This is a genomic window from Galenea microaerophila, from assembly GCF_054657255.1.
The window spans coordinates 161,743-187,787 of the sequence record NZ_BAAHWZ010000002.1; the positions used below are offsets into that span (position 1 = coordinate 161,743).

At 45.4% G+C, this 26,045-nt stretch carries 21 protein-coding genes; 6 read left to right on the plus strand and 15 right to left on the minus strand.

Going from position 1 to position 26,045, the window contains the following annotated elements; all coding sequences use genetic code 11:
- Window positions 1-33: 33 nt before the first annotated feature.
- A complete protein-coding gene (gene glmS, locus ACYQ05_RS06105) occupies window positions 34-1,905 on the minus strand; it encodes a glutamine--fructose-6-phosphate transaminase (isomerizing) (RefSeq protein WP_459819324.1) in 1,872 nt (623 codons plus the stop codon).
- On the opposite strand from glmS, the gene ACYQ05_RS06110 reads away from it, so the two are divergent.
- Window positions 1,859-3,274 (plus strand): Wzz/FepE/Etk N-terminal domain-containing protein, encoded by a 1,416-nt coding sequence (locus tag ACYQ05_RS06110; RefSeq protein ID WP_459819325.1) that lies wholly within the window; start codon window positions 1,859-1,861, stop codon window positions 3,272-3,274. The genes glmS and ACYQ05_RS06110 overlap by 47 nt on opposite strands.
- Here ACYQ05_RS06110 and ACYQ05_RS06115 read toward each other — a convergent pair.
- From ACYQ05_RS06115 to ACYQ05_RS06140, 6 genes are read right to left on the minus strand one after another with little or no spacing between them, the layout of a single operon-like run.
- On the minus strand, window positions 3,271-3,777 hold the full coding sequence (locus ACYQ05_RS06115; protein ID WP_459819327.1) for an NADH-quinone oxidoreductase subunit B family protein: 507 nt from the start codon (window positions 3,775-3,777) through the stop codon (window positions 3,271-3,273). The genes ACYQ05_RS06110 and ACYQ05_RS06115 overlap by 4 nt on opposite strands.
- Complete coding sequence (locus tag ACYQ05_RS06120; protein ID WP_459819329.1) at window positions 3,774-5,150, minus strand: hydrogenase large subunit; 1,377 nt, start codon at window positions 5,148-5,150, stop codon at window positions 3,774-3,776. Before ACYQ05_RS06120 ends, ACYQ05_RS06115 begins: the two co-directional genes overlap by 4 nt.
- Window positions 5,147-6,562, minus strand: coding sequence for a proton-conducting transporter transmembrane domain-containing protein (locus tag ACYQ05_RS06125; RefSeq protein WP_459819331.1), 1,416 nt, complete (start codon window positions 6,560-6,562; stop codon window positions 5,147-5,149). Before ACYQ05_RS06125 ends, ACYQ05_RS06120 begins: the two co-directional genes overlap by 4 nt.
- 2 nt (window positions 6,563-6,564) lie before the next feature.
- The gene (locus tag ACYQ05_RS06130; RefSeq protein ID WP_459819333.1) at window positions 6,565-7,176 is read right to left on the minus strand and encodes a hypothetical protein; all 612 of its coding nucleotides are present in this window, start codon (window positions 7,174-7,176) and stop codon (window positions 6,565-6,567) included.
- Window positions 7,160-8,080 carry a respiratory chain complex I subunit 1 family protein gene (locus tag ACYQ05_RS06135; RefSeq protein WP_459819335.1) on the minus strand — a complete coding sequence of 307 codons (921 nt, stop codon included), beginning with the start codon at window positions 8,078-8,080 and terminating at the stop codon, window positions 7,160-7,162. The genes ACYQ05_RS06130 and ACYQ05_RS06135 overlap by 17 nt, the downstream gene beginning before the upstream one ends.
- On the minus strand, window positions 8,077-9,960 hold the full coding sequence (locus ACYQ05_RS06140; protein ID WP_459819337.1) for a proton-conducting transporter transmembrane domain-containing protein: 1,884 nt from the start codon (window positions 9,958-9,960) through the stop codon (window positions 8,077-8,079). Before ACYQ05_RS06140 ends, ACYQ05_RS06135 begins: the two co-directional genes overlap by 4 nt.
- A gap of 228 nt (window positions 9,961-10,188) precedes the next feature.
- On the opposite strand from ACYQ05_RS06140, the gene xthA reads away from it, so the two are divergent.
- The 3 genes from xthA to ACYQ05_RS06155 all read left to right on the plus strand — a co-directional run bounded on the left by xthA (window position 10,189) and on the right by ACYQ05_RS06155 (window position 13,123).
- Window positions 10,189-11,025 carry an exodeoxyribonuclease III gene (xthA, locus tag ACYQ05_RS06145; RefSeq protein ID WP_459819338.1) on the plus strand — a complete coding sequence of 279 codons (837 nt, stop codon included), beginning with the start codon at window positions 10,189-10,191 and terminating at the stop codon, window positions 11,023-11,025.
- An 84-nt stretch (window positions 11,026-11,109) separates the two neighbouring features.
- A complete protein-coding gene (locus ACYQ05_RS06150; RefSeq protein WP_459819340.1) occupies window positions 11,110-11,823 on the plus strand; it encodes a ferredoxin reductase domain-containing protein in 714 nt (237 codons plus the stop codon).
- 130 nt (window positions 11,824-11,953) lie between these two features.
- Complete coding sequence (locus ACYQ05_RS06155) at window positions 11,954-13,123, plus strand: 3-deoxy-D-manno-octulosonic acid transferase (protein ID WP_459820078.1); 1,170 nt, start codon at window positions 11,954-11,956, stop codon at window positions 13,121-13,123.
- On the opposite strand, the gene ACYQ05_RS06160 is transcribed toward ACYQ05_RS06155, so the two are convergent.
- Entirely contained in the window at window positions 13,101-14,042 is a 942-nt protein-coding gene (locus tag ACYQ05_RS06160; RefSeq protein ID WP_459819342.1) for a homoserine kinase, read from the minus strand. The genes ACYQ05_RS06155 and ACYQ05_RS06160 overlap by 23 nt on opposite strands.
- Before the next feature lie 53 nt (window positions 14,043-14,095).
- Here ACYQ05_RS06160 and polA point away from each other — a divergent pair, with 53 nt between their 5' ends.
- Complete coding sequence (polA, locus tag ACYQ05_RS06165; RefSeq protein WP_459819344.1) at window positions 14,096-16,888, plus strand: DNA polymerase I; 2,793 nt, start codon at window positions 14,096-14,098, stop codon at window positions 16,886-16,888.
- A gap of 5 nt (window positions 16,889-16,893) precedes the next feature.
- Here polA and ACYQ05_RS06170 read toward each other — a convergent pair whose 3' ends face one another.
- Both ACYQ05_RS06170 and ubiA read right to left on the minus strand, forming a co-directional pair.
- Window positions 16,894-17,862 carry a hypothetical protein gene (locus ACYQ05_RS06170; RefSeq protein ID WP_459819346.1) on the minus strand — a complete coding sequence of 323 codons (969 nt, stop codon included), beginning with the start codon at window positions 17,860-17,862 and terminating at the stop codon, window positions 16,894-16,896.
- On the minus strand, window positions 17,862-18,722 hold the full coding sequence (gene ubiA, locus ACYQ05_RS06175) for a 4-hydroxybenzoate octaprenyltransferase (RefSeq protein ID WP_459819348.1): 861 nt from the start codon (window positions 18,720-18,722) through the stop codon (window positions 17,862-17,864). The genes ACYQ05_RS06170 and ubiA overlap by 1 nt, the downstream gene beginning before the upstream one ends.
- Window positions 18,723-18,891: 169 nt before the next feature.
- Between ubiA and ACYQ05_RS06180 the strand changes: the two genes are divergently transcribed.
- Window positions 18,892-20,187: an Nramp family divalent metal transporter gene (locus ACYQ05_RS06180; RefSeq protein WP_459819350.1), complete on the plus strand. Its 1,296-nt coding sequence runs from the start codon at window positions 18,892-18,894 to the stop codon at window positions 20,185-20,187.
- A 50-nt stretch (window positions 20,188-20,237) separates the two neighbouring features.
- Here ACYQ05_RS06180 and glmU read toward each other — a convergent pair whose 3' ends face one another.
- The 5 genes from glmU to atpA all read right to left on the minus strand — a co-directional run bounded on the left by glmU (window position 20,238) and on the right by atpA (window position 26,028).
- Window positions 20,238-21,611, minus strand: coding sequence for a bifunctional UDP-N-acetylglucosamine diphosphorylase/glucosamine-1-phosphate N-acetyltransferase GlmU (gene glmU / locus ACYQ05_RS06185; RefSeq protein ID WP_459819351.1), 1,374 nt, complete (start codon window positions 21,609-21,611; stop codon window positions 20,238-20,240).
- Window positions 21,612-21,750: 139 nt separating this feature from the next.
- Window positions 21,751-22,188, minus strand: coding sequence for a F0F1 ATP synthase subunit epsilon (locus ACYQ05_RS06190; protein WP_459819353.1), 438 nt, complete (start codon window positions 22,186-22,188; stop codon window positions 21,751-21,753).
- Window positions 22,189-22,194: 6 nt separating this feature from the next.
- Window positions 22,195-23,574, minus strand: coding sequence for a F0F1 ATP synthase subunit beta (gene atpD, locus ACYQ05_RS06195; RefSeq protein ID WP_459819355.1), 1,380 nt, complete (start codon window positions 23,572-23,574; stop codon window positions 22,195-22,197).
- Window positions 23,575-23,604: 30 nt separating this feature from the next.
- A complete protein-coding gene (atpG, locus tag ACYQ05_RS06200; protein ID WP_459819357.1) occupies window positions 23,605-24,474 on the minus strand; it encodes a F0F1 ATP synthase subunit gamma in 870 nt (289 codons plus the stop codon).
- A gap of 12 nt (window positions 24,475-24,486) precedes the next feature.
- A complete protein-coding gene (gene atpA, locus ACYQ05_RS06205; protein WP_459819359.1) occupies window positions 24,487-26,028 on the minus strand; it encodes a F0F1 ATP synthase subunit alpha in 1,542 nt (513 codons plus the stop codon).
- Between the last annotated feature and the right edge of the window lie 17 nt (window positions 26,029-26,045).

A 26,045-nucleotide genomic window follows, 5' to 3' on the forward strand; every position in this document is an offset into this window, starting at 1 on the left:
TTTCCTCATAAGCTTATTAATCTACAATAATCTCTACTCTACCGTTACCGATTTGGCTAAATTTCGTGGCTGATCCACATCCGTCCCTTTTATTAAGGCCACATGATACGCCAATAGCTGTAAAGGGATATTAAAGGTAATCGGAGCGGTAATCCTGCCCACATTTGAGGTGGTTTTAATGACCTGAACGCTCTCTTCTGAAGTGATGTCTGACTGCTCATCTTCAAATACAATCATACTGCCGCCTCTGGCTTTCACTTCTTGCAGATTGGATTTGAGTTTCTCCAACAGCTCATTATGTGGAGCGATGGCAATAACCGGCATTTTTTCATCGATCAACGCCAAAGGCCCATGTTTGAGTTCTCCAGCTGGGTAGGCTTCTGCGTGAATATAGCTGATCTCTTTAAGTTTAAGGGCACCCTCCATTGCAATGGGATATAGGGTGCCTCTCCCTAAAAAGAGCGCATGCTCTTTATCCGCAAAACTTTGCGCTATCGCTTCAATGGTCGCTTCATGCTTTAAAGCGTGTTGAATTAAGACAGGCAATTTCTGTAACCCTTGCACGATTTTGGTTTCTTGTGTTTCCGAAATGGTCTGCTGCAATTTCCCCATGACGGTTACCAATAAAGCCAGTGCAACCAATTGCGTGGTAAAGGCTTTGGTGGAAGCCACACCGATTTCTGGACCGGCATGGGTTAAAAAAGTGAGATCAGACAGTCTGGTCAAACTGGACTCGGGAACATTGCAAATCGTTAAGGTCGTGATCTTCTGATTTTGTGCCACTTGCTTAACTTGTTGTAAAGCTGCCAGCGTATCCGCCGTTTCTCCCGATTGACTAATGGTCACAAATAAAGTCTGGTCGATAATCACCGGATTGCGATATCGATACTCACTGGCCACTTCTACGGAACAAGGAATACGGGCGATATCTTCAAACCAATATTTCGCCACCATCCCCGCATGATAGCTGGTGCCACAGGCAATAATCTGGACTTGTTTAACCGATTTAAAAATCTCATCCGCATTGTGTCCAAACGCAGAAGAGAAAACGTGTGTTTGAGAAATGCGCCCTTCTAAGGTGTCAATCACCGCTTGCGGCTGTTCAAAAATCTCCTTATGCATATAGTGGCGATGTTTACCTAGCTCGACAGCACTGATATTGACAGAAGATTGTTTAATTTCTCTCTCTACCGGCTCACCTTGTTGGTTAAAAATTTTAATTCCTTGCAAGGTGAGTTCTGCCATATCGCCCTCTTCCAGAAAGATAAAGTTTTGGGTGACGGGCAGCAAAGCAGAAACATCAGAAGCGATAAAATACTCACCTATGCCGACCCCAATCACCAAGGGGCTACCTTTTCTAGCAGCGACCAATCGATCTGGAAATTGCGAGCTAATCACCCCTAAAGCATAGGCCCCCTCAAGCTGTGCCACGACACTCTGTACGGCAGATAAAAGCGAGGAAGCGGACTTCAAGCTGTGATGAATGGCATGTGCCACCACTTCGGTATCTGTCTCAGAGGTAAAGCGATAACCTTGCGCTTCTTGTTCTGCCTTTAATGCATGATAATTTTCAATAATGCCATTATGAACGATGGCCACCTCGTTATTACAGATATGAGGATGGGCATTATTTTCGGAAGGAATCCCATGCGTCGCCCAGCGGGTATGGGCAATCCCCACATGGCCCGCAAAATCTGCCTGCGCTTGAATTTTAGCTTCCAGGTTTTTGATTTTCCCAACTGCGCGCAAACGTTGGATAGAAAATGCATCCGCATCAGCTTGCGATGCAGTTTTTAGCAAAGCCATGCCAGAAGAGTCATATCCCCGATACTCAAGTCTTTTTAAGCCCTCTAATAGGATGGGCACAATATTTCTTTCGGCAATACCACCAACAATTCCACACACAGTCAACCACCTTTCAGCCTTACTCAACAAATCTAGGGTTAAGATACTACCAAAGCGCACCGACAGTGAAAAGTATTTTTATCGAATTAAGCTCCTGTCAGTTGATTTTTCATATTTTTATCTCTATATTAAGCTCATTATTTTGCATCTAAAAACTGAGGTCAATATGGAAAAGCAGCCTTCCCTGCAAACAACCGAATCCTACTGCGCAACAGAAGATGAAATTGATCTATTTGAGCTTTGGCAAAACTTAGTCAGCGAATGGAAAACCATTGCATTAACCACAGGCATTATTATCTCCATGGCTTTGGGTTATGTATTAAAGGCAACACCCAGTTACCAATCCACTGCCTATATCCTTCCCCCAGAAGCCGAAAAAGTTAAACCCATGAATGCGCTTCATATTTTGTTCGATAACCAACCGAGCATGCCTCAACAGAAAGATACACAGTCAGACAGATCTCAACAAGCATCCCCATACTCTCTATCCTACACACCTCAGCAAATATTCGTATTTGAGCAATTCTTAATCAATTTATCTTCTCGCGAATTAAAAAAAACCTTGTTTGAAAAATATGATTTAACAACGATCTATGCGCCTAATATAAAAAATTTACCCGAAAATAAAAAAGCTGCTGCATTAGCCGGTGCTTTAGAACAGTTCAACAAAGATTTTCAAATCGAGAAGCCTAAAAGAAAGAGTGACAATGCGGTGTTCGCACTTAAGCTAACCCTTAAAGCACAACCCAACATTGTTGCCAAAATTGTCAATGAAGCGATACAAAGATCACGATTAATAACGATAAATCAAATATATAATGACATTATGACAGATTACACGCTTCTTTTAAATAAAGTGACAAACGATATAAATGCCATTAAAAAAACGGCTAAAAATATTCGCTCCGACCAAATAGATAGACTGAATGAAGCCATTGCCATCGCCAAGAAATTAAATATTTCCTCCCCCAAATTTATAGGACAATCCCATACGGTCAATATCTATATTAAAAAAATGCCTTTGTATTTTTATGGCTATAAATTTTTAGAAGCTGAAAAGCAAGCTTTAGAAAGTCGTACAGATGATGCCCTATTCATAGCTAAACTTGACGATTCTTTGAGAGCAAAACTCAGAGAAAATGAAATAAAATTAAACCAATTACAATCACTAAAAATTGATAAAACTACCTTTGATGTGGTGCGCATTGATTCACCCGCTGCGCCTGCCACACAGCCGATCAAACCTAAAAAAGCACTCATCCTAGCGGTGGCGGGCGTTACTGGATTGATTTTGGGGATCTTTATCGCTCTAATCCGTGCTGCTTATAAGCGTCGACGTGAAGAAGAGGCCTCTGCAAGCGCGGCTTAGAGTTTCTGCAGAAACGCTAAGAAGCCCTGCATCAGCGTTTTAGGGTCTGGTGGGCAGCCTGGAATATGGTGGCTAATTGGAATTTCAATGCCCTTAGCCCCTTTAATGGCAAATGTCTTTTCAAAAACCGCACCGCCTAATGGACAGTCACCGATGGCAATCACCCATTTAGGCGCGGCCATCTGCTGATAGGCATCTATCACATGTGGCGCCATATTCAAGGTGACCACTCCGCTGAGCAACATCACATCAGCATGGCGCGGGCTGGCCACAAAGTAGATACCCAGACGTTCAAGATCATAATAGGGATTCGAGAGCGCATTACACTCCGCTTCACACGCATTGCAACTACCACTATCGACCATACGAATGGCAAGACTGCCGGCAAATTTTTGATGGACGTGATCTTTAATCTCTGCCCGAATCGTTGCCAACTCTCTATCCAGCTCTGGATTCTCAGTCAAAATACCCGTTTGCAAACGTTTTTTCCAAAATCGCATCATAGGTCGTTTCCTGCATAGCTTAAATCACAGCTTTTATTGATCAATGGAAAGTCAGCAATAATATCATTCGGCATCATTAAATGCAGAGCTTGCCAGTTAATAAAGCTAGGATCCCTTGCATAGAAGCGTTCAATCACGCCATCTTGAATATCGATCGCTAAAAATAGCTCGCCAATCGCACTTTCACTAAAGCTCATATAGGCGCCATCTTTAGGCTGCGCTAAAACCACAGCCTCGCTCTCTTGCGATTTGTTGTTAAGAAATGCGCGCATCATCTGAATGGAAACCTTCATCTCTGCCAGCCGAAGTTTAAAACGGGCTGCAACATCGCCTCTATCTTGAGTGACCAGTTTAAAACCGTGATTAAAATAGAAAGGATTTTGCCGCCGATCCAGTCGTTGTCCTGAAGCTCTCGCAACCACGCCAACCACATCATATTTTTGAGCCTTTTGTGGGCTTAAAATCCCGGTGGTATCCATGCGATCCCATAAAGACGGTATGCCATCAATCCATTTTTCAAACGCTTGTAACTGCATTTCGAGATCGGCTAACCAATCGACAAGCACTTTGTCATCTAACGCTAAGAGGGTAAATTGAATGGCGCCAAATCCAAATCGGTGCCCCGTCAAGGTTTTCATCATCCGCCGCGCCTCTTCCACCAACTTTGAACCATAGGCCAAAGCCGCAGCAAATCCTGTATCATTGGGGATAAAACCGATATCGTTCAGATGATGAATCAATCGTTCTAACTCCAGCAGCAGTGCATGTTGTTGACGCAGTGCCAATGGCAGTTCGACCGCATGCGCTGCAAGCACACAGTCTCGCCAAGCGATTTGGTAAGCGATGCTTTCATTACCACTGATTCTTTCAATAATGGGACGCGCTTCCCAGAGTGTTTTCCCTTCGAGCATCTTTTCAATGGCGCGATATTTATAAAAATGACGCACTTCTAAATGCAATATCTCTTCACCCGCTTGTGAGAAATGGAAATGCCCAGGCTCGATAATGCCAGCATGAATCGGCCCAACGGACACTTGAAACACCCCTTCTCCTTGTACCACTTCATAAGGATAAGGTTGAGCTTCCTTTTCTGGGACTTCAGTCGCCTGAAAGGACTTACACATGGGATACACATCTTCAGCATAGCGCCCATGATTCAGCAAAGGCCGTTGGTCAAAACTGTCTTGGAACTGGATGCCAAAATCATCCTGTATTTTCCGCTCAAACCAAATCGCGGCAGGGTGGCTTTTAGCCAAACTCATCATCTGTGGATTCGATTTTGTCAGCAGATCCTTTTGCACCTTTTCATCAAATACGGTGACAATTTCAAACTGTTCGCCTAAGTCTTTGGCATAGCGTGCAATCAGCCTCATGCGATACTCCTTATAAATTCAAGAGTTGAGGGCAATAACAAGGTCATAAGGGATAAACCAAAAAGCACCATTGCCAAGACTTCGTTCAGATAAACCTCTTTTCGATGGCCCGTCCCTTCATGGCGCATCGATTGATAAATCTCAACAAAACGATAAAAAATAATCGATAACAGAATCAGCAGCACTAGCACTGCGCCGATCATACCCAACATAAAGTGACTCTGTTTAGCCAACTCAATCATGGCGGAAAAACCATAGAGTTCACTGAAAAACATCGGACTCGGGGGTAAGGAGATAATGGCCAACATAAAAAGGACCACCAACCAGCTAAATACCCACCCCTTTTTGCCCACAAAGCCTTTTAAGGTGCCGGCCATTTGATATTTACCATGAGACTCTAAAACCCCCGTGGATAAGAACAAGGCCGGTTTCAGAAAGGCGTGCGCCCCCAAATGCAGTAAAGCTGCAAAAGGGCCGCCGCTGATCCAGAACAAAACAATTAAAGCCGTATGTTCTATGCCTGAAAGCGAAAACAGACGGACAAAATCTTTCGCACGATAGATTAAGAAGGCCACAATGAAAATGGTCAACATCACATAAACAAACACAAAAACAAATAGATGCGAGTAATCTACGGCCATCGCAATATGGCTAAAGCGGAAAAAGCCAATCAAAATGGCACTTTCTAAAATCCCACTAAACAGCGCTGCCACTGGATAAAAAGCCGCCCTTTCAATATTTGGCAGCCAGAGATTCATTGGGAAAAAGCCCATTTTGACAAACATGCCAACGGTCACAATCGCAAACCCGAGTTCAAACATAAAGGGGGATTGAATCTCGTTTGCATGCTGCAATAAGAGGTCAAACTGCATCGCTTCCTCGCCCAAAATAGGTTTTGCACTGGCATAGATAAGAATAATTCCAAACAGAACTAATGAGATGGCAATTGCCCCCACAATCATATAGTTCCAAGCCTGTTTATGCGCGTAGTCCGTCTGATGGGTCTTAATCATATAGACGGTTGAAAGGGTCGCCATTTCAAGCCCGATCCAATAAAGCCCCATATGATTGGCCAAAATCGATAGAATCAACCCCACCCAAAAAAGAGCAAAAAAGCGATAGAAACGGCGATAGGCGGAGCGAGCAATGGTAACGCGTTGCTTTAAAGTCATCAGCGCCAAAGTCACCCCTATGGCGACAATGGAAGAGATCAGTAACACATAAGTACTTAATTTATCCGCCACTAAATACTCCCCTAAGATGGGAAAGGGTTTAGGGAGGATCATTAACTCGCCAATGGGCAATAAAATTAAAAACACGGTTAGCGGTAGAATCTTTTGCACATTGTCATTTTTAGAGAGGCTGACCAAGAACATAATCAGTGCTGGTGCCAATAAAAGCGTCAACATCATGATTAGGCCCCTTCTTTTTCAAATAGCAAGTTAATGACCACCACGGCCATTAACAGATCAAAGAAAATCCCTAGCTCTACCAACATCGGCATTCCATCTGTGGCACTGATTCCCAATAAAAACAGCGAATTTTCAATCATTAAAAACCCCACAATCTTGGGAATCACATTCCGAGACGCCATCATCAACACCAAAGATAAAAACAGTGCAGAAATACTGATCGCCACATAGTTCGCATTACCGGCAATCATATGCGTAATCGGTTCTGCCAAATAGAAGGTGAACACCAAAATCGCAGGAATCAGCATAATGGTATATTGCACCTTAATGTCTGAGACAATCTGTCTTTCATACCCAAATTTTTGCGTGAGATAGCGCAGCAAATAGGGAATGGCGATGGCTTTCATCACAAGGGTAAGCCCCCCAGTCACCAGCATCGCTAGGTCATTCAGCTGGCTGCCAATCACTAAAGCGAGCCCTCCCAACATCAATGAATTGAAGGCATAAGCGGCAAACAAGCGATCCACACGCGTGGCAAACAGTGCCATAATTAAGGTGGCTAAAAACAGTCCAATTAAAAAATCCACCATCGCCGTGCTAAGCTCCCAAAACATAAAAAGTGACTAAAGATAAGAAGGCAAATACCATCGCAATCCCCAATAAATTGGGAACCTTAAATAACCGCAATTTCGCCATACTGACCTCAATCAGCGCAACTGCTGCTGCAATGACAAATAGCTTTAAAACAAACAGCAATAGCGCGGGGATAAAGCTCAAATGCAGGCCAAATGGCATAAACAGCGCCGCAAATAGTGAAGCGAAAATGACAAACTTAATCGAAGCGGCAGTTTCAATCATAGCCAGATAAACACCGGTAAGATCCAAAATCATCGCTTCATGAACCATCGTCAGCTCCAGATGCGTTTCTGGGTTATCCACAGGAATGCGTCCATTTTCTGCGATCAGTAAAATAAAAAAACTGATGCCAGCAAACAGATAGCTCGCCATATGCGCTTGTGGAAAATGGGTCGCCAGATTCACACCCGCTTGCGCTAAGCCCAAGTTGTCTGCCATCAACGACACACTAAACAGCGTTAACACCATTGCCGGTTCCACCAATGCGGAAATAAATGCTTCACGACTGGCACCTATGCCACCAAAAGCACTGGCGCTGTCCAAACCCAACAGCATTAAGAAAAATGTGGATAAGGCAAGCAACCCGGTAATGGTAAAGGCATCGACAAAACTGACATAATAGGCCCCTGCCACCACTGGCGGTAAGAAAAACAGCAGCAATAACAGCGGCGACAGCACCAAGAAAGGTGCGAACCGGGTCACAGAGCTGGCTTCACTGGAGATAATCGTCTCTTTTTGCATCAGTTTTGCAAAATTACGATACCCCTGTAGGAGGGAAATAGGGCGTTTAAAAAGTAACCACATTTTTAACGCCTTCATAAAAGAGAGCAATATCGGCGCCAGCAAAATCATCAATAAAAGGGTAAGAAGATAGGCCGTCATTTTCTATCTCCGATCAGCAAAATTTTAATTGAGGTCAACATCACAATCGATAACAACACAAAGGTGGCCCAACTAAATTGATGCAAAAATATGCGGTAACTGAACAACACCATCAACATTAAATTAAAAATCGTCGCTGCATAACGCGTCTGCTCAAAGTGGGCTAAACGATAAACCCAGTAGCTGACATGGTTGACCCACCTAATGATGCCTTTATAGAGCGAACGTTCAAAAAGCGGTTCCACATGCACTTCATAGTTGGCATCGCTAAACTTGGTTTGATGACCCGCAATCGTCTGTTTTACCACATGTTCATTCGGCCGATAGAGCCAGTTAAAAAAGCGTCGAATGGCGCCCGCAAAACCGGTAGCCGTATATTGTGTTTCTGCAGAAGTTTGATTACCGCATGCCCACGCATGATGCACACGCTCCTTGACATTCATCACCTTATAAGCAAACATCAATAAGGCGGTAATGCCAATCAAAGCACCGAGCAGCACCAATGGAGAGACGACACCACCATTCATCCCCACCGAATGCATATTCCAAATGCCGGTTGAGAAAATTTGCTGATAGACAGAAACCTGTCCCAGCGAGTGAAGTGCTTGATCAAAGCCGTGAATATAAAAAGGGGCAAACACCATCAGTGAAACCACCACCAGCGCCATCAGAATCATGCCAAAAGTCATTAAGCCATTGACCTCTTGCGCATGCTTAGCATTGATACTGCGATGCAATCCTAAAAAGGTAATTCCATAGGCTTTGACAAAACAGGCAATGGCTAATCCCCCGGTCATCGCCAAGGCGAAGATGGCAAAGGGAATCGCCAATTTCAAGATCATATTGTCCAGGTGACTGGAGCTCAACATGGATTGAAAAATCATCCATTCACTTAAAAAGCCATTGGTGGGCGGCAAGGCAGAAATCGACATTGCGGCCAACAGAAAGGTAAAGGCGGTGATCGGCATGTTCTTAATTAAACCACCATATTTTTCAATATTTTTCGTATGCGTCTGATGCAGCACACTGCCAGCCCCCATAAATAGCAGCGATTTAAAACTCATATGGTTAAAGGCATGAAACAACGCCGCGATAAACGCAAAACTGCTCAGCACCTTGAGATCAAGGCTGCCAAAAATCATCCCCATGCCAAAGCCAATCAGAATAATGCCAATATTTTCAATTGAGCTATTGGCTAGCAACGCTTTTATATCATGTTCACTTAAGGCATAGAGCACTCCAATCAGTGAAGAGAGCGCCCCCAGCAATAATACCACCACCCCCCATTCGAGCGGCCAGGTTTCAAGCACATCAAACATAAAACGGAAAAAGCCATAAATCGCCACCTTAAGCATCACGCCACTCATCAGTGCCGACACCGGCGAAGGCGCTTCTGGATGCGCATAAGGAAGCCAAACATGCAGTGGAACAACACCGGCTTTACTTAAAAAGCCAAAAACCAATAGAAAAAATAAGAGCGTGGGATAGGGAAAATCTGCAGCAATCGCTTGCATCTGCTCAAAACCTAGCGTCAAATCGCCATTCGTCACGATTAAGAAAAAGAGTAGTAAAAAGATAAAACCGAAGTGGGTCATAAAGAAGTAAAAACGGGCAGCACGAAGGGTACTTTTTCCCTTCACTTCCGTGAGAATCAGCTGCCAACTGGCAAGACTCATCAACTCCCAAAATAATAGAAACGACATTGCATTGGCCGCAGCCACCACCCCCATCATCGCTAAAATAAATGCGAAATAGTGAAGCAGGTAATGCCCTTTTCTTTGAATGTGCGGTAGATAGCCCGTGGAATACACCAGATTGGGGACTGCTCCTAAAGCGATCAGCGCCAGAAAAACCACAGAAAGCGTATCAAACTGAAACATATCACCACCCATCACATTCACCGTGACGCAAAAAATTCATTGAAAAATCGAAATTTAGTCAAGATATGGGAAAGAAAGAAGATTTCGATGCAGAATTGAAAAGCAAAATGACTAAATTTTAAGGAAGTTAAATTTTAGCAAAAACCGATCATAAAGTCCAGATTGAGGCGCCCCAAATCCCGATAAAAAACCGCTATAATAGCCCCCTATTCACAAAATGAATCATGCATGAGTCACCTTATGAAAATTGTCTCTTTTAATGTCAACAGCGTACGCTTGCGCCTGCATCAACTTCAAGCGCTCACGGACAAATTGCACCCCACCATTATCGGTTTGCAAGAAACCAAAGTGCAAGATCATGAGTTCCCCGTGGAACCTTTAAAAAACATGGGGTATGATGCAGTCTTTACTGGCCAAAAAACGCATTACGGTGTCGCCACCCTCTATACAGACGCAGTAAAATTGATCCAAAGCCATACTAATTGGCCTCATCGCCCCGATCCTGAAGCGCAAAAACGTCTCATTATTTGCGACTTTGAAACCGCTTCGGGTGAAGACCTACGCGTTATTAATGGCTACTTTCCACAAGGTGAAAATCGGGATCATCCAATCAAATTCCCGGCTAAACGGCAATTTTATGCGGACCTACTGCACTATCTGCAAACCGAATGCGACCCGCAGCAAAATTTAATCGTGATGGGCGATTTTAATATTTCCCCCGAAGACAAAGACATCGGCATTGGAGAGCAAAATCGCAAACGCTGGTTGCGTGAAGGCAAAACTAGCTTTTTACCCGAAGAACGTGAGTGGTGGCAGCAACTGTTAAACTGGGGCTTGTTTGACACCTTCCGCACCGCGCATCCCGATGTGGATGACTGTTTTAGCTGGTTCGATTACCGCTCACGTGGTTTTGAGCGTGAACCCAAACGTGGTCTACGTATCGATACACTGCTCGCAACGCAACCTCTGAATGAGAAGGTGGTTGACAGCGGCATCTGCTATGATATCCGTGCCATGGAAAAACCCTCCGACCATGCGCCTGTCTGGACTGAATTTAAATTATAAGCACCCGATTAAAATTAAGAGACCCTTGCATTTTAGAGGTTCCCAAGATTCACAGCGACACATAATGACTGAAAGAGAGCAACCATGATACCCGCAGAAGTTATCCGTCACACCCCCCTGACGCCCGAGATACATCAATTATGGCTTCAACCTGAAGCCGAATTTCCTTTCAACGCAGGAGATTATTTGACCCTCGGTTTTGAAGCTGGAGATGAAAAAGCGGCAAAAGACTTTCACCGTTTTAAGCCCTTATCGATTGCCAATGCGCCAGATACAACCCAGCAAAAACAGCCGCTTGAACTGCATGTTCGTCTAAATAAAAACCAAGATACGGATCAGGCCTGGATGGACAAAATGGCTCAACTGCAACCTGGAGATCGCGTATGGATTGACGGGCCTTTTGCACAATATCATTTACCGCCAGACCTAAAACAGCCTGTAATTTTGATCGCCGGCGGTACTGGGTTTTCGCCAATGAAAGCCTTGCTGGAGCAACTCATCAAACAAGGATATACACAACCCATTGATTTTTATTGGGGCGCCAAAACGGCGGACGAGCTCTATCTCAATGACTGGATCTCCGATCAAGCCGCTCAACAGGCCAATCTCACCTATCATCCCGTCCTCTCTAACGAGCAAAAACCTGGCTATGCGCATGGGCTAGTCCACAAAGTCGTGCTGCAAGATTTTCCGAATTTAAGCGGTAAAAAAGTCTATCTCTGCGGTCCTTGGGCGATGCAAGAAGCGGCGAAAAACGAATTTTTACAGGCGGGACTGGCAGAGTCTGATTTCAATTAAGATGGCCTACTGACAATCGCTTATGCGTCTTTATCAACTCCTTATCCGTCTGCTTTCGCCGCTGATTGTGTTACTACTTATCCTTGACGGTAGAAAACGAGCCGCCAACGCTCGCGAATTTTGGCGCTATATGCAGCAGCGACTGGGGTATGGATACCCCACTATGCAGGCAAATCATCCCCCTATCTGGATTCACTGCGCCTCAGTAGGCGAATTTAAAGCGGTAGAACCTCTGATTGCCTATTTACACGACCAGCAGCAACCCCTGCTGATCACCACCAACACGCCCACAGCCGCTCACGGGATCGCACAGCGGTTTCCTCAGTTAAATCAATGCTATCTGCCCTTTGATTGGCCCAGCGCCATTCGCCGTTTTTTAAAACACCTTGACCCTAAACCGAAAGCGCTTTGGGTGGTGGAAACTGAACTCTGGCCCAACCTTTTTCGCATTGCCCATCAACACTCAATTCCCATCACCCTTCTCAATGGACGTCTTTCAGCAAAAACGCTGAACGCACCGCATTGGTTGCAACAAACCTACCGTGAAACCCTTAAACAAGTAGATCAAGTGCTGGTCAGAGACACTAAAGAAGCACAGCGCTTTGCAGCGCTCGGCCACGATAACATCCAAATTTTACCCAATTTAAAATTTGCCCATTTGGCCAACACTGCAAAATTGAACGAAAAAAGCCAAAATCCCCAGTCCTGCCCCGCTTTTTTACCGAAAAACTGGGCGTTTGTGTTGCTCGCCTCCAGCCATGAAGATGAAGAGAAACAAATTGTGCAGCGATGGCTGCCGCTAAAACGCCCGGAGCTTTTGGTAGTTGTGCCTCGTCATCCGCAGCGAGGGCGAAAAGTGGCGAAACAGCTCAGAGCCTTACTCAAATCCCCACAACAATTAGCGCTCCTCTCCGAAAACAGCACAATCACGCCTGAGACCCAAATTTTAATCGTAGACAAGATGCACACCTTAGAGGCGCTATTTGCCTGTGCCAAATTGGTGATTATGGGCGGTAGTTTTGTCCCCAAAGGGGGGCATAATCTTTTAGAGCCCGCCGCCAGAGGCAAACCGATTATCACCGGTCCGGATATGTCGGATTTTGAGAGCGAAACCGCTCTGCTTAAAGCTGAAAAGGGGATCCTTCAAGTCGAGGATTATAAGCAATTAATCACTGCAATCACAGACAGTTTAGAAAACCCTGACCAATTAGAAAGGTTAGGCCACCATGCGCAAAAAACGATGCAACAGATGCAGCAGAAAACGCTGATGGCTTATCTTAAGGCGTTAAAGATTGCGTAAACTGCTGGTGATAACGCAGCACCTGCTTAAATACATTGGGGTCTTTAATTTGTGTTATCTCGCCTTCACGCGGGAGAATTTTGTCTTTTAAACGCGACAACCAGAAGCGTAAAGCCGCCAGTCTTAAAGCCGCCGGCCAAGCCGATTTTTCCGCTTCCGTTAAAGGGCGCTGCTGTTGATAGGCGGAGACCATCGCGTTGATTTTAGCTTGATCAAAGCTTAAATCTTCATGGCGACACCAATCATTGACCATCACCGCTAAATCATAGAGCCAGGCAGCGTTGCAGGCATAGTAGAGATCAATAATGCCGCTCAGTTGATCGCCTTCAAACAGCGCATTGTCACAAAATAGATCGGCATGAATCACCCCTTGCGGCAAAGCTTGCCAGTCGATTTTCTGCTGAAATGCCAGCTCTTCAGAGATGGTTTGTGCATCCTCTGGATCCAGCTGTGGTTGTAACAGGGAAAAGGTGGCCTGCATCCAATCTAAGTCACGGTCATTGGCTCGATATTGGTCGTAATCTTGACCGGCAAGGTGAAAGCGCGCCATCTGCTCCCCCATCACCGCACATTGCGTGAGCGTGGGGTGCTCAACACTCTTGCCTTGAAGACGCTGCACCAACGCAGCCGGCTTGCCCTGAATCGCTTTTAAATAACCATTGGATAAGGTTTGCACCGGATGCGCCGTCGGAATCTGATGCTCCGCCATAAAGGCCATAATATTCAGAAAATAGGGCAACTCTTCAAAAGTGTGATGTTCAAAGATGGTTAACACAAACTGTCCGTCTGTGGTATTGACGAAATAGTTGGTATTTTCAATACCGGCACTGATGCCCTCAAAGCTTTCTAAGGTTCCCACCGCATAATCGGTTAAAAAGGATTCTAATTCAGGACGTTCAATCACAGTATAGACGGACATTTTTATATTTCTCGGTTAGAATAAACAGACATCAACAAATTTTACCATTTCCCATGACAGAAAACACCGACTTACCCTTCAATCCGGATGCACCACTGATTTTAGTAGACGGCTCTTCTTATCTTTATCGCGCTTATCATGCGCTACCGCCCTTAACCACTTCAAAAGGCTTCCCCACTGGCGCGATGTATGGCGTGATCAATATGATTGGCAAACTGCTGGAACAGTATCAGCCCGAACGCATTGGTGTCGTCTTTGATGCGCGGGGAAAAAATTTTCGACATGAACTCTATGCCGACTATAAAGCCAATCGCCCCCCCATGCCAGAGGATTTGGCGATGCAGATCGAACCCTTGCATGAAATCGTCGAAGCACTTGGATTGCCGCTTTTGGTGATTCCAGGCATTGAAGCGGATGATGTCATCGGCACCTTAGCCCATCAAGCCACCGAAGCGGGGCAAGATACGCTTATTTCAACCGGCGATAAGGACATGGCACAGCTGGTCAATGAACATATTACCCTGATTAATACCATGACCGATACGATGATGCGGCCAGAAGATGTGGTGAAAAAGTTTGGCGTACGTCCGGATCAGATTGTCGACTACCTCGCACTGGTGGGCGACAGTTCCGACAATATTCCCGGCATTCCGAAGGTGGGACCCAAGACGGCCGCGAAATGGCTGCAAAAATATGGCAATATTGATAATCTCATTGCCCATGCTGATGAAATTAAAGGCAAAGTGGGTGAATATCTACGCGAAAATATTGAACAGCTAAAACTCTCAAGAGAACTGGCGCGAATTCGTACTGATTGCGATTTACCCCTCTCCATTTATGAGCTTAAACGCCAGATGCCCAATCTGGAAAAATTGAAAACGCTGTTTGCAACCTATGAATTTAAAACTTGGCTTGGTCATCTATTAAAAGGCGAAATTCCCTTTAGTCAAAAGACCGGTCGCAAAGCACACACTGAAACTCAAATTGCCCAATTGCATATGGATCGCCCGGCCACCACCACGGCAGATGGTGACTATGAAACCCTGTTAACGAACGCTCAGCTTTCTCAATGGCTGGAAAAACTCAAAACTGCCGACTTTTTTGCCATTGATACCGAAACGACCGCTTTGGACGAGATGCAAGCGGAGCTGGTGGGCATCAGTTTTGCCATCCCCCATGAGACGGGCAATAAAGCCGCTTATCTGCCCTTGAGACATGACTATGAGGGGGTACCGCAACAATTACCTTTTACCGAAACCCTGGAAACCCTGCGCCCCTTGCTGGAAGATCCTAAATGTAGCAAGGTGGGACAAAACCTGAAATATGATTGGCATATTTTCCAAAACCACCATATCGACCTTCAAGGCATGGACTATGACACCATGCTGGAGTCCTATTGCCTCAACAGTACTGCCAGCCGGCACAATATGGATGATTTAGCCAAATACTATCTCAATCACACTACGACGCATTTTGAAACGGTTGCCGGCAAAGGCAAAAAGCAAAAAACCTTTAATCAAATTGAAATTGAAGTCGCAACACCCTATGCAGCTGAAGATGCCGATATTACCCTACAATTGCACCAAACTCTGTACCCCAAACTGCAAGCGGAACCAAAACTGCTGAAAGTATTTGAAACCATTGAAATGCCACTGATGCCCGTATTAGGGAAAATGGAACGCAATGGGGTACTGATTGATTGCGAACTATTGGCCAAGCAGAGTGAAGAGCTGGCCACTAAAATGAAAGCTTTAGAACAGCAAGCCCATCTAATTGCCGGCAAACCGTTTAATTTAAACTCTTCTAAGCAATTACAAGAGATTCTGTTTGAGCAGTTACAACTGCCGGTGATTAAAAAAACCCCGAAAGGACAACCCTCTACGGCTGAACCGGTGCTCACTGAACTGGCGGAGCAGGGCTATGAACTGCCGAAAATTATTTTGCAATACCGCAGTCTGGCCAAACTGAAATCCACTTACACAGATACACTGCCCAAGCAAGTCAATCCCAAAACTGGACGCGTGCATACGCACTACCAGCAAGCAGTCGCCTCTACCGGACGCCTCTCCTCCACCGATCCCAATTTGCAAAATATCCCGGTACGTACCCCTGAAGGCCGCCGCATTCGTCAAGCCTTTATTGCACCGCAAGCGCACTGTTTGATTGCAGCCGACTACTCTCAAATTGAACTGCGGATTATGGCGCATCTATCTGGTGATGAACGCTTAATTCAAGCCTTTAAAGAGGGCAAGGATATTCATAAAGCCACCGCTGCTGAAATTTTTGGTGTGGACTTAGAGGCGGTCACTCCCCAAATGCGACGCAGTGCCAAGACTGTCAATTTTGGCTTAATTTATGGCATGTCCGCTTTCGGCCTAGCCAAACAACTGGACATCTCTCGTCAAGAAGCCCAAAGCTATATTGACCTCTACTTTTCACGCTACCCAAAAGTCTTGGAGTATATGAAAAACACCAAACAAAAGGCGCGTGAACAAGGCTATGTGGAAACCCTAATGGGGCGTCGCCTCTATCTACCGGACATTCATTCTAAAAATGCACAACGCCGTGCTTATGCGGAACGCACGGCCATTAATGCCCCCATGCAAGGCACCGCAGCGGACATTATTAAAACAGCGATGATTCAAATGCAACACTGGATTGAAACCGATGCGCCTAAACTGAAAATGCTGATGCAAGTCCATGATGAACTGGTATTTGAAGTTGCGCAAAATGAGGTTGAAGCGGTCAAACCGACCATTCAACGCATTATGGAAGGCGCTTTAACGCTAAAAGTGCCTTTAATTGTGGATATCGGCGTAGGAAAAAATTGGGACGAAGCGCACTGACGGGATCATTTTTTAGGCGATTGATAAAACTGCATCTCTAATTGCAACGTAATACTTGGGTCGGCCTCATTAAAATGGGTCTCTTCGCGCCACGTCACCAAGGGCTTTATTTCAAAATAGAGCCATTTTTGATAAAGTCGCTGACGCAGCTGACTGCCCACACTGAATCGACTTAAATGCAAACCTTGATTTTGCGTATTCCAATTCCAGCCTAAAAAATAGGCCGCTGAACGATCATCGGAAATGCTGTGCAATAGAATAAAATCATGATAAAGATCCCAATACTGACCTTCATCCCACCAGTTCGCCTGGCTGTCCGCACGAAATAAGACCTTTTTAAACACAGCGTGATCATGGCGCACATTCAGTTGTAAACCCACGCCTAAATCACTCTCCCAAAATAGCTTACCAAACCAACGACGACGCCATTCATTCCCCAACTTTTGATAGTAAATACTCTTATAACGGACATAGACAGCGGGTAACCCAAGTCCCTTTGCATTAAAACCGAAGTCCAATAAGTTCAATAAATCCAAAGTCTTTTTGAGCTGAAATTGAGCCCCTACCTGAGTCTGTTCTCCTTCATTGCCCACCTGAGCTGAAATACGTTTTGTCGTTTGCTCTTCATTGAGCGAGCTAACAAACAGTTTCCACTTTTTATGGGTATGTGGTAGATCAATTTTCCCGCGCACTTTTGGCGAAAAGTCCTGCTGTCCGTCGCCATGCACTGTATAGGGCAATACCAAAATCACCTTAGACCCATTCACCTCATCCAAATCCGCTTCATTACTGATTAAACCGTCTAATTCTCTTCCTAGTAGACCCACATAGTCGCCTAACCATGCTTGAAAATAAGAGAGTTCAGATAAAGAAGCGTCCATCAATGAGCTCGGTGTGGTCGGATCTGCTTTTTCTTGAGCGTTTGCTAAAGAGACAATAAAACAGAAAAGAAAGCCGTAGAATTTAATTTTCATCAATAAAGCATCTTATCGACCACAATACCCAGCCAAATCATAGCGCCTAGCCAGTGATTTTGCAGAAAAACCTTAAAAGCGAGTTGGGGTTGGTTTTGACTGAGCAGATATTGGTGATAGAGAAAGCCTAAAGAGACTAAGACTAAAGCCAGCGCATAAGGCCAATGCAAATCAAACAATCGCCCCACCCAAATTAAAAGCCCCAACATCAACAATTGAAACAGACCGATCATTAAATTGACATGGCGCCCAAAACCGATGGCGGTCGATTTAATGCCAATTTTTAAATCATCTGCTTTATCCACTAACGCATAAGCGGTGTCATAAATCAGGGCCCATACTAAGGTCGCGGCAAACAACGGCCAAACTTGCCATGGTAGTTGATTCTGCACTGCGGTAAACGCCATGGGCACCGCCCAAGCAAAGGCTGCGCCCAAAAAGGCTTGTGGCCAGTAGGTAAGCCGCTTGGTAAAGGGATAAAGTGCCGCTAACCCTAGGGCAACAAAGGACATAAGAACCGTTAATCGGTTGAGCAATAGCACCAAAGCAAAACTGATTAAACAGAGCAGCAGAAACAGTTTTAGGGCCTGTTTTGGTTGAATTGCGCCTGTCGCTAAGGGCCGTTGACAAGTGCGAGCGACATGACCATCAAAATTGCGATCCGCATAATCATTGATCACACAGCCGGCAGAGCGCATCAAAATGGCTCCTAAAATAAAGATCAGCAAAATATGCCACGGGGGAAATCCATCAGCAGCCAACCACAAGGCCCACAAAGCCGGCCAGAGGACTAAATAGATGCCGACGGGTCGATCCAGTCGCATCAGTTGGAGATAGGGGGTGAGCTTCTGTAGATTCATAAATGGATTGCGTGTTTTAAATGACTATCATTTTACCAAAACCCACGCTCTTTTCCTGTCTGTTCATCCCTATCCGCCTCCTTCAATTGACTTTCAGTACCCTTCACAATAAAATTAAGCACAATTAACTTTTTAATCATGCCTATTTAAAACAGAAGGTATCGCGTAGATGAAAACGCTCGATCAAAAGATTCATGCCCAAGCTCATGCGGAACTGGAAGGGCGACCACAAAGGCGATTTTTTCGCAGTTTGCCCTTTTTAGGCCCAGCCATGATTGCAGCGGTGGCCTATATTGATCCAGGCAACTTTGCCACCAATATTCAAGGCGGGGCCGAATACGGCTATATGCTACTTTGGGTGATTTTATGGGCCAATTTAATGGCCATGTTGATTCAATCGCTCTCAGCCAAACTCGGAATTGCCACCGGTAAAAATCTGCCGGAAATGATTCGTGAACACTATCCTCGTCCCGTGGTTTGGTTCTATTGGATTCAAGCGGAACTTATTGCCATGGCCACCGAGCTGGCCGAATTTTTAGGCGCAGCCTTAGGCTTTTATCTACTCTTTGACATCCCCTTGATTTGGGCTGCTGTCCTCACTGCCGTGGTCACCTTTGCCATTCTGAGTTTTGAACGCTTTGGCTTTAGAATGCTAGAAGCGGTGATTGCGGCTTTGGTATTAGCGGTGGCTTTAGGCTATGTGGTAGAAATTTTTCTGGCGAAGCCAGACCCCATCAGCATCACCAAAGGCTTACTGATTCCACAATTTAGTGATACCAACAGCCTCTATTTGGCGGCTGGGATTTTGGGGGCGACGGTGATGCCGCATGTGATTTACCTGCACAGTGCGCTGACACAAAATCGCATTCCAGTGGACAGTGAAGAGAAGAAACATGCCCTCTACCGCTATACCTTAAAGGATGTGGTCATTGGGATGATTTTTGCCGGTTTTGTTAATATGGCAATGCTGATTATGGCCGCCGCCACCTTTTATGAAACGGGGCATCAAGAGGTAGCCAGTATCGAAACGGCCTATCAGACCTTAACCCCATTATTGGGTGATATGGCTTCCACCGTTTTTGCCATCACCCTGCTCATCAGTGGCATTGCCTCCTCGGTCGTCGGTGCAATGTCTGGACAGGTGGTCATGCAGGGGTTTGTCAATTTCAGTATTCCAATGTGGTTACGCCGAGTCATCACCATGACGCCCGCCTTAGTGGTCATTATGCTCGGCATGGATCCAACCGCCGTATTGGTCGCCAGTCAGGTGGTGCTGAGTTTCGGTATTGCCTTAGCGTTGATCCCACTCTTGCAATTTACCAACAATAAGAAGTATGTGGGCAGTTTGGTCAACCACCCGTTAACCATCAAAGCGGGCACTGTGATTGTCACCGTGATTCTCGCCTTAAATGCTTTTTTACTCTGGCAAACCTTAACCGCAGATAGTTTTAGCGTTTCGCATTAAAAAGTTGGGTCAAAATCCCCAGTCCTTCATCAACTGGGGAGGCCTTAAGGTTATTTAGACTCTTTTTTAGACGGCTTTTGCCAGCCTGTAATGGTCACCTGTTTGGATCGACTGAGGGTCAATTGATGAGGCGGAACATCCTTCGCAATGGTAGAGCCTGCGCCAATTGTCGCATGATCTCCAACTTCAACCGGAGCGATCAACTGCGTATCTGATCCCACAAAAACCCCTTCACCAATCAGCGTTTGATGTTTATTAACGCCGTCATAATTACAAGTTATAGTGCCCGCCCCAATATTGCACCCTCCGCCCATTTGGGTATCGCCTATATAGGAGAGGTGATTCACTTTTGAGCCCGACCCAATGTGCGCTTTTTTCGTTTCCACAAAATTGCCAATTTTTACATTGTCTGACAACACTGTTCCCGGACGTAAGCGTGCGTAAGGCCCGATGGTGCAATTGCGTCCAACCTTAGCCTCTTCGAGATGACTAAAGGGTTCAATCACGGTATTGGCTTCGATTTGGCAATTTCTAAGGATACAGTTGGCTCCAATCTTAACATTGTCTCCTAACTGTATCTCCCCTTCTAACACCACATTGACCTCAATTTCCACATCCTGTCCGACTTGGACGTTTCCACGAATATCAAGGCGATTCGCATCCAGTAGGGTCACCCCAGCTTGCATTAACTTTTCTGCTTGCAGACTTTGATAGATACGTTCTAATTTTTGCAGCTGAAGTTTGTCATTCACCCCCAAAACTTCCCGCTCATCTTGCGGTTGAGTGGTACGAATGTGGTAACCGTCTGCAACCGCCATGGCAATAATATCCGTTAAATAGTATTCCCCTTGTGCATTTTTGTTATTTAACGCGGCGAGCCACTTTTTGAGTGCCGTGGCATTTACAGCCATAATGCCTGTATTTACTTCTTGCACCTGTTTTTGTTCGAGTGAAGCATCCTTCTCTTCGACAATAGCGGTGACATTCATATGTGCATCACGCAGAATGCGGCCATAACCTTTAGGCTGATCAAGTGAGACCGTTAATAAAGCGAGGGGGTGCTGTTCATCTAACAAAGACAGCAGATCTTGCAAAGTTTCTGGCTGGATTAAAGGCACATCTCCATACAGAATTAACACCTGATCGTCCGCTTCTAGATAAGGCACGACCTGCTGTACCGCATGACCGGTTCCAAGTTGCTCAGTTTGCATCACCCAGTGTAGAGAATCATCCTGCAGGGACTGCTGCACAAGTTCAGCGCCATGACCAATGACAGGCAAAATTTTATGCGCATTTAATTGCTGCGCTGTTTCTATCACGTGCTTCAATAAAGGTTTTTTTGCCAATGGTTGTAACACCTTGGGCAATTTGGATTTCATCCGCGTACCTTTACCGGCAGCCAGAATCGTGACAACTAAAGACATATCCACTCCATTCATGTCAGAATTAAGCATAAAGTTATTGTAAAAGAAATGGGGGGTTTAGATAATAAAAAAGCACACACCCGAGAAGGCGTGTGCTTTTTCAAATGACCCCTAAAGGGGAGAGAAGACTCTGCCTGGCTTATTTAGCCAAACCCTGTTTATGTAAGCGATCTTTAAGATGCGAAATGGCATTAATTTGTGCAATCGCTTCAGCCAATTCAGCCTTAGCGCGAGTAACATCAATCTCTGTTTTCGCGTTTTGCATGGCCTCTTCAGCCCGCTGCTTCGCTTCCAAAGCAGCAGCTTCGTCCAGATCAGCCGCACGTTGTGCAGAATCTGCAAGCACAGTGACCACATCGGGCTGCACTTCCAGAATACCACCGTTCACAAAGAAGGTTTCTTCTTCATCACCGCTGATCACACGGACCAAACCAGGCTTTAATTGGCTCAAAAACTGGGTATGATGGGGTAGGATTCCTACTTCACCATTGGCAGCCTGTGCAAATACACGTTCGGCCTTACCAGTGTAGAGCGAACCTTCTGCACTTACAATGTCAACTTGCATAGAGACTGCCATAATAGATTAACCTTTTAGTTTTTGACCGTTTTCGATCGCTTCATCAATCGTACCACAGTACATGAATGCTTGCTCTGGTAAATCATCTAATTCACCATTCAAGATCATTTGGAAACCACGAATGGTTTCTTTCAGTGGCACATAACGACCAGGCTCACCTGTGAAGACTTGTGCAACGAAGTAAGGCTGAGACAAGAAACGCTGAATCTTACGCGCACGTGCCACCAACTGACGATCTTCTTCAGAAAGTTCATCCATCCCCAAAATGGCGATGATGTCTTTCAACTCTTTATAGCGTTGCAAAGTCTTCTGCACACCACGAGCAGTATCATAGTGCTCTTGACCAACCACTAAAGGATCTAACTGACGAGAAGTCGAATCCAGAGGATCGATCGCAGGGTAAATCCCCATTTCCGCAATGGCACGGTTCAAGACCACTGTTGCATCCAAATGCGCAAAGGTGGTAGCTGGGGAAGGATCCGTTAAGTCATCCGCAGGGACATAAACCGCTTGTACAGAAGTGATGGAACCTGTTTTTGTTGAGGTAATACGCTCTTGCAATTGCCCCATCTCTTCAGCCAAAGTAGGTTGATAACCTACCGCAGAAGGCATACGACCAAGCAAGGCAGATACTTCTGTCCCCGCCAAGGTATAACGGTAGATGTTATCGATAAACATCAATACGTCACGCCCTTCATCACGGAAATATTCCGCCATGGTCAAACCGGTCATGGCAACACGAAGACGGTTACCTGGTGGCTCATTCATCTGACCATAAACCAGTGCCACTTTGTCTAATACGTTAGACTCTTCCATTTCATGGTAGAAGTCGTTCCCTTCACGGGTACGCTCACCGACACCGGCAAATACTGAGTAACCAGAGTGCTCGATCGCAATATTACGGATCAACTCCATCATATTTACGGTTTTACCAACACCTGCACCCCCGAATAGACCGACTTTCCCTCCTTTTGCAAAAGGACAGATCAAATCGATCACTTTAACACCGGTTTCCAGCAGCTCTTGAGAAGCGGCAAGCTCATCAAAAGCAGGCGCTGGGCGGTGAATTTCCATGCGTTCTTCCGTTTCAACGGGACCTGCATGGTCAATTGGGTTACCTAAGACATCAAAAATACGTCCCAAGGTCGCTTTACCCACAGGTACCTTAATACCAGATCCGGTATTACGCACTGCCATACCACGTTTAAGACCATCAGAAGCCCCCATGGCGATCCCACGAACAACATGGTCTCCCACTTGCTGTTGAACCTCAATGGTCAAACCGGTTTCTTCTACGATCAAAGCATCGTAAATCTTGGGTAAATCAGCACCTTTAAATTCGACGTCGATAACCGCGCCTTTAATTTGTACTATTTTTCCATTCATTGTTATAAACCTTTTATTGAAAACACTTCGTTAGGAAACAGCAGAGGCACCCGCAACGATTTCTGATAGCTCTTGCGTAATCGCTGCTTGACGAGCTTTGTTGTAAGCCAATGTCAACTCATTGATCATTTCACCTGCATTATCAGAAGCGTTTCTCATTGCCAACATCCGAGCACTCTGCTCACATGCTGCATTTTCAACCACAGCACCAAAGACTGTACCTTCGATGTAACGCTGCATGAGAAGATCCAAAGCTTCTTTTGCATCAGGTTCATAGAGATAATCCCAATGAACCTGTTTTGCATCATTGGCTTCCGCTGAAAGTGGAACCAGTTGGTGAATGGTTGGATTTTGTGTCATCGCATTGACGAACTCATTCGAAGCCAAATAGACTTCATCAACTTCATTCGCCTCGAACTTATCCAGCATCACCTTGATGGTTCCGACTAAATCTTCTACATGCGGTGTATCCCCTAAGTCGGAAACTGTGGCCACCACATTACCACCCACATGTTTAAAGTAACTTTGTGCTTTTTTACCGACCAACGCAAGTTCAATATTGATATTTTGCGCTTGCCACTGCTCAATTCGTTTGATCAGTCTCCTGAACAGATTGGTATTCAATCCGCCGCATAGCCCGCGGTCAGATGAAATCACAATCACCCCTACCGTTGTCACTTTTGGGTGAGGTTGGGTAAAGGGGTGTTTATATTCAGGATGAGCACCTGCAACGTGCTGAATCACACGTTGCAACTTTTCAACATAAGGGCGGGTGGCTTCCATGCGAGCTTGCGCTTTACGCATTTTGGAAGCAGCCACCATCTCCATGGCTTTAGTGATTTTTTGGGTATTTTTTACCGAACCAATTTTGGAACGTATTTCTTTACTACCGCCTGCCATGGTTCAATCCTCTTAGTATACGCCGTTAGCTTTAAACGCTTCGATCGCTGAACGAAGTTCACTGGCGATCTCATCATTCCAGTCACCCTTCTCATTAATCTTAGCCATTAAATCAGCATGAGCGCTGTTTAGATAAGCATGAAGTGCAGCTTCAAAGTCACTGACTTTTTCCACTTCTACATCATCTAGATAACCTTCATTCGCAGCGAAAAGCGATGCCGCCATCTCAGCAATGGTTAGAGGTGAATATTGTTTTTGCTTCATCAATTCGGTGACACGCTTACCACGTTCAAGCTGTGCTTTAGTGGCCGCATCTAAGTCTGAAGCAAACTGCGCAAAAGCAGCCAACTCACGGTATTGCGCCAAGTCAAGACGGATACCGCCCCCTAACTTCTTGATCGCTTTAGTTTGTGCAGCACCCCCAACACGAGAAACCGATAGACCCGCATTCACAGCTGGGCGGATCCCTTTCTGGAACAAAGCAGTTTCTAAGAAAATCTGACCATCTGTAATGGAGATAACATTCGTAGGAACGAAGGCTGACACATCACCCGCTTGTGTTTCAATAATCGGTAGCGCGGTTAATGAACCGGTTTTACCTTTCACTTCACCATTGGTAAAGTTTTCTACATAGTCTGCATTCACACGCGCAGCACGCTCAAGCAGTCTTGAGTGTAAGTAGAAGATGTCTCCAGGATAAGCTTCACGCCCTGGTGGACGACGTAGCAACAATGAAACCTGACGATAAGCTTGCGCTTGTTTGGTCAAATCATCATAAATAATCAAAGCATCTTCACCGCGGTCACGATAATATTCACCCATCGCACAACCTGCATAAGCAGCTAGATACTGCAATGCAGCAGGATCAGAAGCATTTGCAGCAACAATGGTGGTGTTATCCATTGCGCCATACTCTTCAAGCTTACGCACAATGTTGTTAACTGTAGACGCTTTTTGTCCCATCGCAACATAAATACATTTCACACCCGTATTTTTCTGGCTGATAATGGTATCAATCGCGATGGCGGTTTTACCTGTTTGACGGTCACCGATAATCAACTCACGCTGACCACGACCAATTGGAATCATGGAATCAATAGATTTGATCCCAGTCATCAATGGCTGATCAACCGATTGACGGTCAATAACACCTGGCGCAATACGCTCAACAGGTGAAGTTAATTTTGTGTCAGCAGGCCCTTTACCGTCGATAGGACGCCCTAGAGCATCAACAACACGACCTAAAAGCTCTGGTCCAACTGGGACTTCTAGAATACGTCCAGTACAGGTGACTTTGTCACCTTCTGAGATGTGTTCAAATTCGCCAAGAACGACCACCCCAACAGAATCACGCTCAAGGTTAAGCGCCATACCAAAGGTGTTCTCGTCGAACTGAATCATCTCACCATACATTACGTCTGCTACGCCGTGAATCAGTGCGATTCCATCAGCGATGCTGATAACCGTACCTTCACTTCCAGACTCTGCAGTGCCTTCAAAACCGGCAATTCGGTCTTTAATAAGGTTACTGATTTCAGAGGGATTCAATTGCATGTGTGGTTTCCTCTATA

Bases quoted from the DNA above. Each gene is read 5' to 3' on its own strand.
- ACYQ05_RS06110 (WP_459819325.1), top strand. From the start codon at position 1,859: ATGGGCACAATATTTCTTTCGGCAATACCACCAACAATTCCACACACA.
- ACYQ05_RS06115 (WP_459819327.1), bottom strand. From the start codon at position 3,777: ATGATGCGATTTTGGAAAAAACGTTTGCAAACGGGTATTTTGACTGAG.
- ACYQ05_RS06120 (WP_459819329.1), bottom strand. From the start codon at position 5,150: ATGAGGCTGATTGCACGCTATGCCAAAGACTTAGGCGAACAGTTTGAA.
- ACYQ05_RS06125 (WP_459819331.1), bottom strand. From the start codon at position 6,562: ATGATGTTGACGCTTTTATTGGCACCAGCACTGATTATGTTCTTGGTC.
- ACYQ05_RS06130 (WP_459819333.1), bottom strand. From the start codon at position 7,176: ATGTTTTGGGAGCTTAGCACGGCGATGGTGGATTTTTTAATTGGACTG.
- ACYQ05_RS06135 (WP_459819335.1), bottom strand. From the start codon at position 8,080: ATGACGGCCTATCTTCTTACCCTTTTATTGATGATTTTGCTGGCGCCG.
- ACYQ05_RS06140 (WP_459819337.1), bottom strand. From the start codon at position 9,960: ATGTTTCAGTTTGATACGCTTTCTGTGGTTTTTCTGGCGCTGATCGCT.
- xthA (WP_459819338.1), top strand. From the start codon at position 10,189: ATGAGTCACCTTATGAAAATTGTCTCTTTTAATGTCAACAGCGTACGC.
- ACYQ05_RS06150 (WP_459819340.1), top strand. From the start codon at position 11,110: ATGATACCCGCAGAAGTTATCCGTCACACCCCCCTGACGCCCGAGATA.
- ACYQ05_RS06155 (WP_459820078.1), top strand. From the start codon at position 11,954: ATGCAGCAGCGACTGGGGTATGGATACCCCACTATGCAGGCAAATCAT.
- ACYQ05_RS06160 (WP_459819342.1), bottom strand. From the start codon at position 14,042: ATGTCCGTCTATACTGTGATTGAACGTCCTGAATTAGAATCCTTTTTA.
- polA (WP_459819344.1), top strand. From the start codon at position 14,096: ATGACAGAAAACACCGACTTACCCTTCAATCCGGATGCACCACTGATT.
- ACYQ05_RS06170 (WP_459819346.1), bottom strand. From the start codon at position 17,862: ATGAAAATTAAATTCTACGGCTTTCTTTTCTGTTTTATTGTCTCTTTA.
- ubiA (WP_459819348.1), bottom strand. From the start codon at position 18,722: ATGAATCTACAGAAGCTCACCCCCTATCTCCAACTGATGCGACTGGAT.
- ACYQ05_RS06180 (WP_459819350.1), top strand. From the start codon at position 18,892: ATGAAAACGCTCGATCAAAAGATTCATGCCCAAGCTCATGCGGAACTG.
- glmU (WP_459819351.1), bottom strand. From the start codon at position 21,611: ATGTCTTTAGTTGTCACGATTCTGGCTGCCGGTAAAGGTACGCGGATG.
- ACYQ05_RS06190 (WP_459819353.1), bottom strand. From the start codon at position 22,188: ATGGCAGTCTCTATGCAAGTTGACATTGTAAGTGCAGAAGGTTCGCTC.
- atpD (WP_459819355.1), bottom strand. From the start codon at position 23,574: ATGAATGGAAAAATAGTACAAATTAAAGGCGCGGTTATCGACGTCGAA.
- atpG (WP_459819357.1), bottom strand. From the start codon at position 24,474: ATGGCAGGCGGTAGTAAAGAAATACGTTCCAAAATTGGTTCGGTAAAA.
- atpA (WP_459819359.1), bottom strand. From the start codon at position 26,028: ATGCAATTGAATCCCTCTGAAATCAGTAACCTTATTAAAGACCGAATT.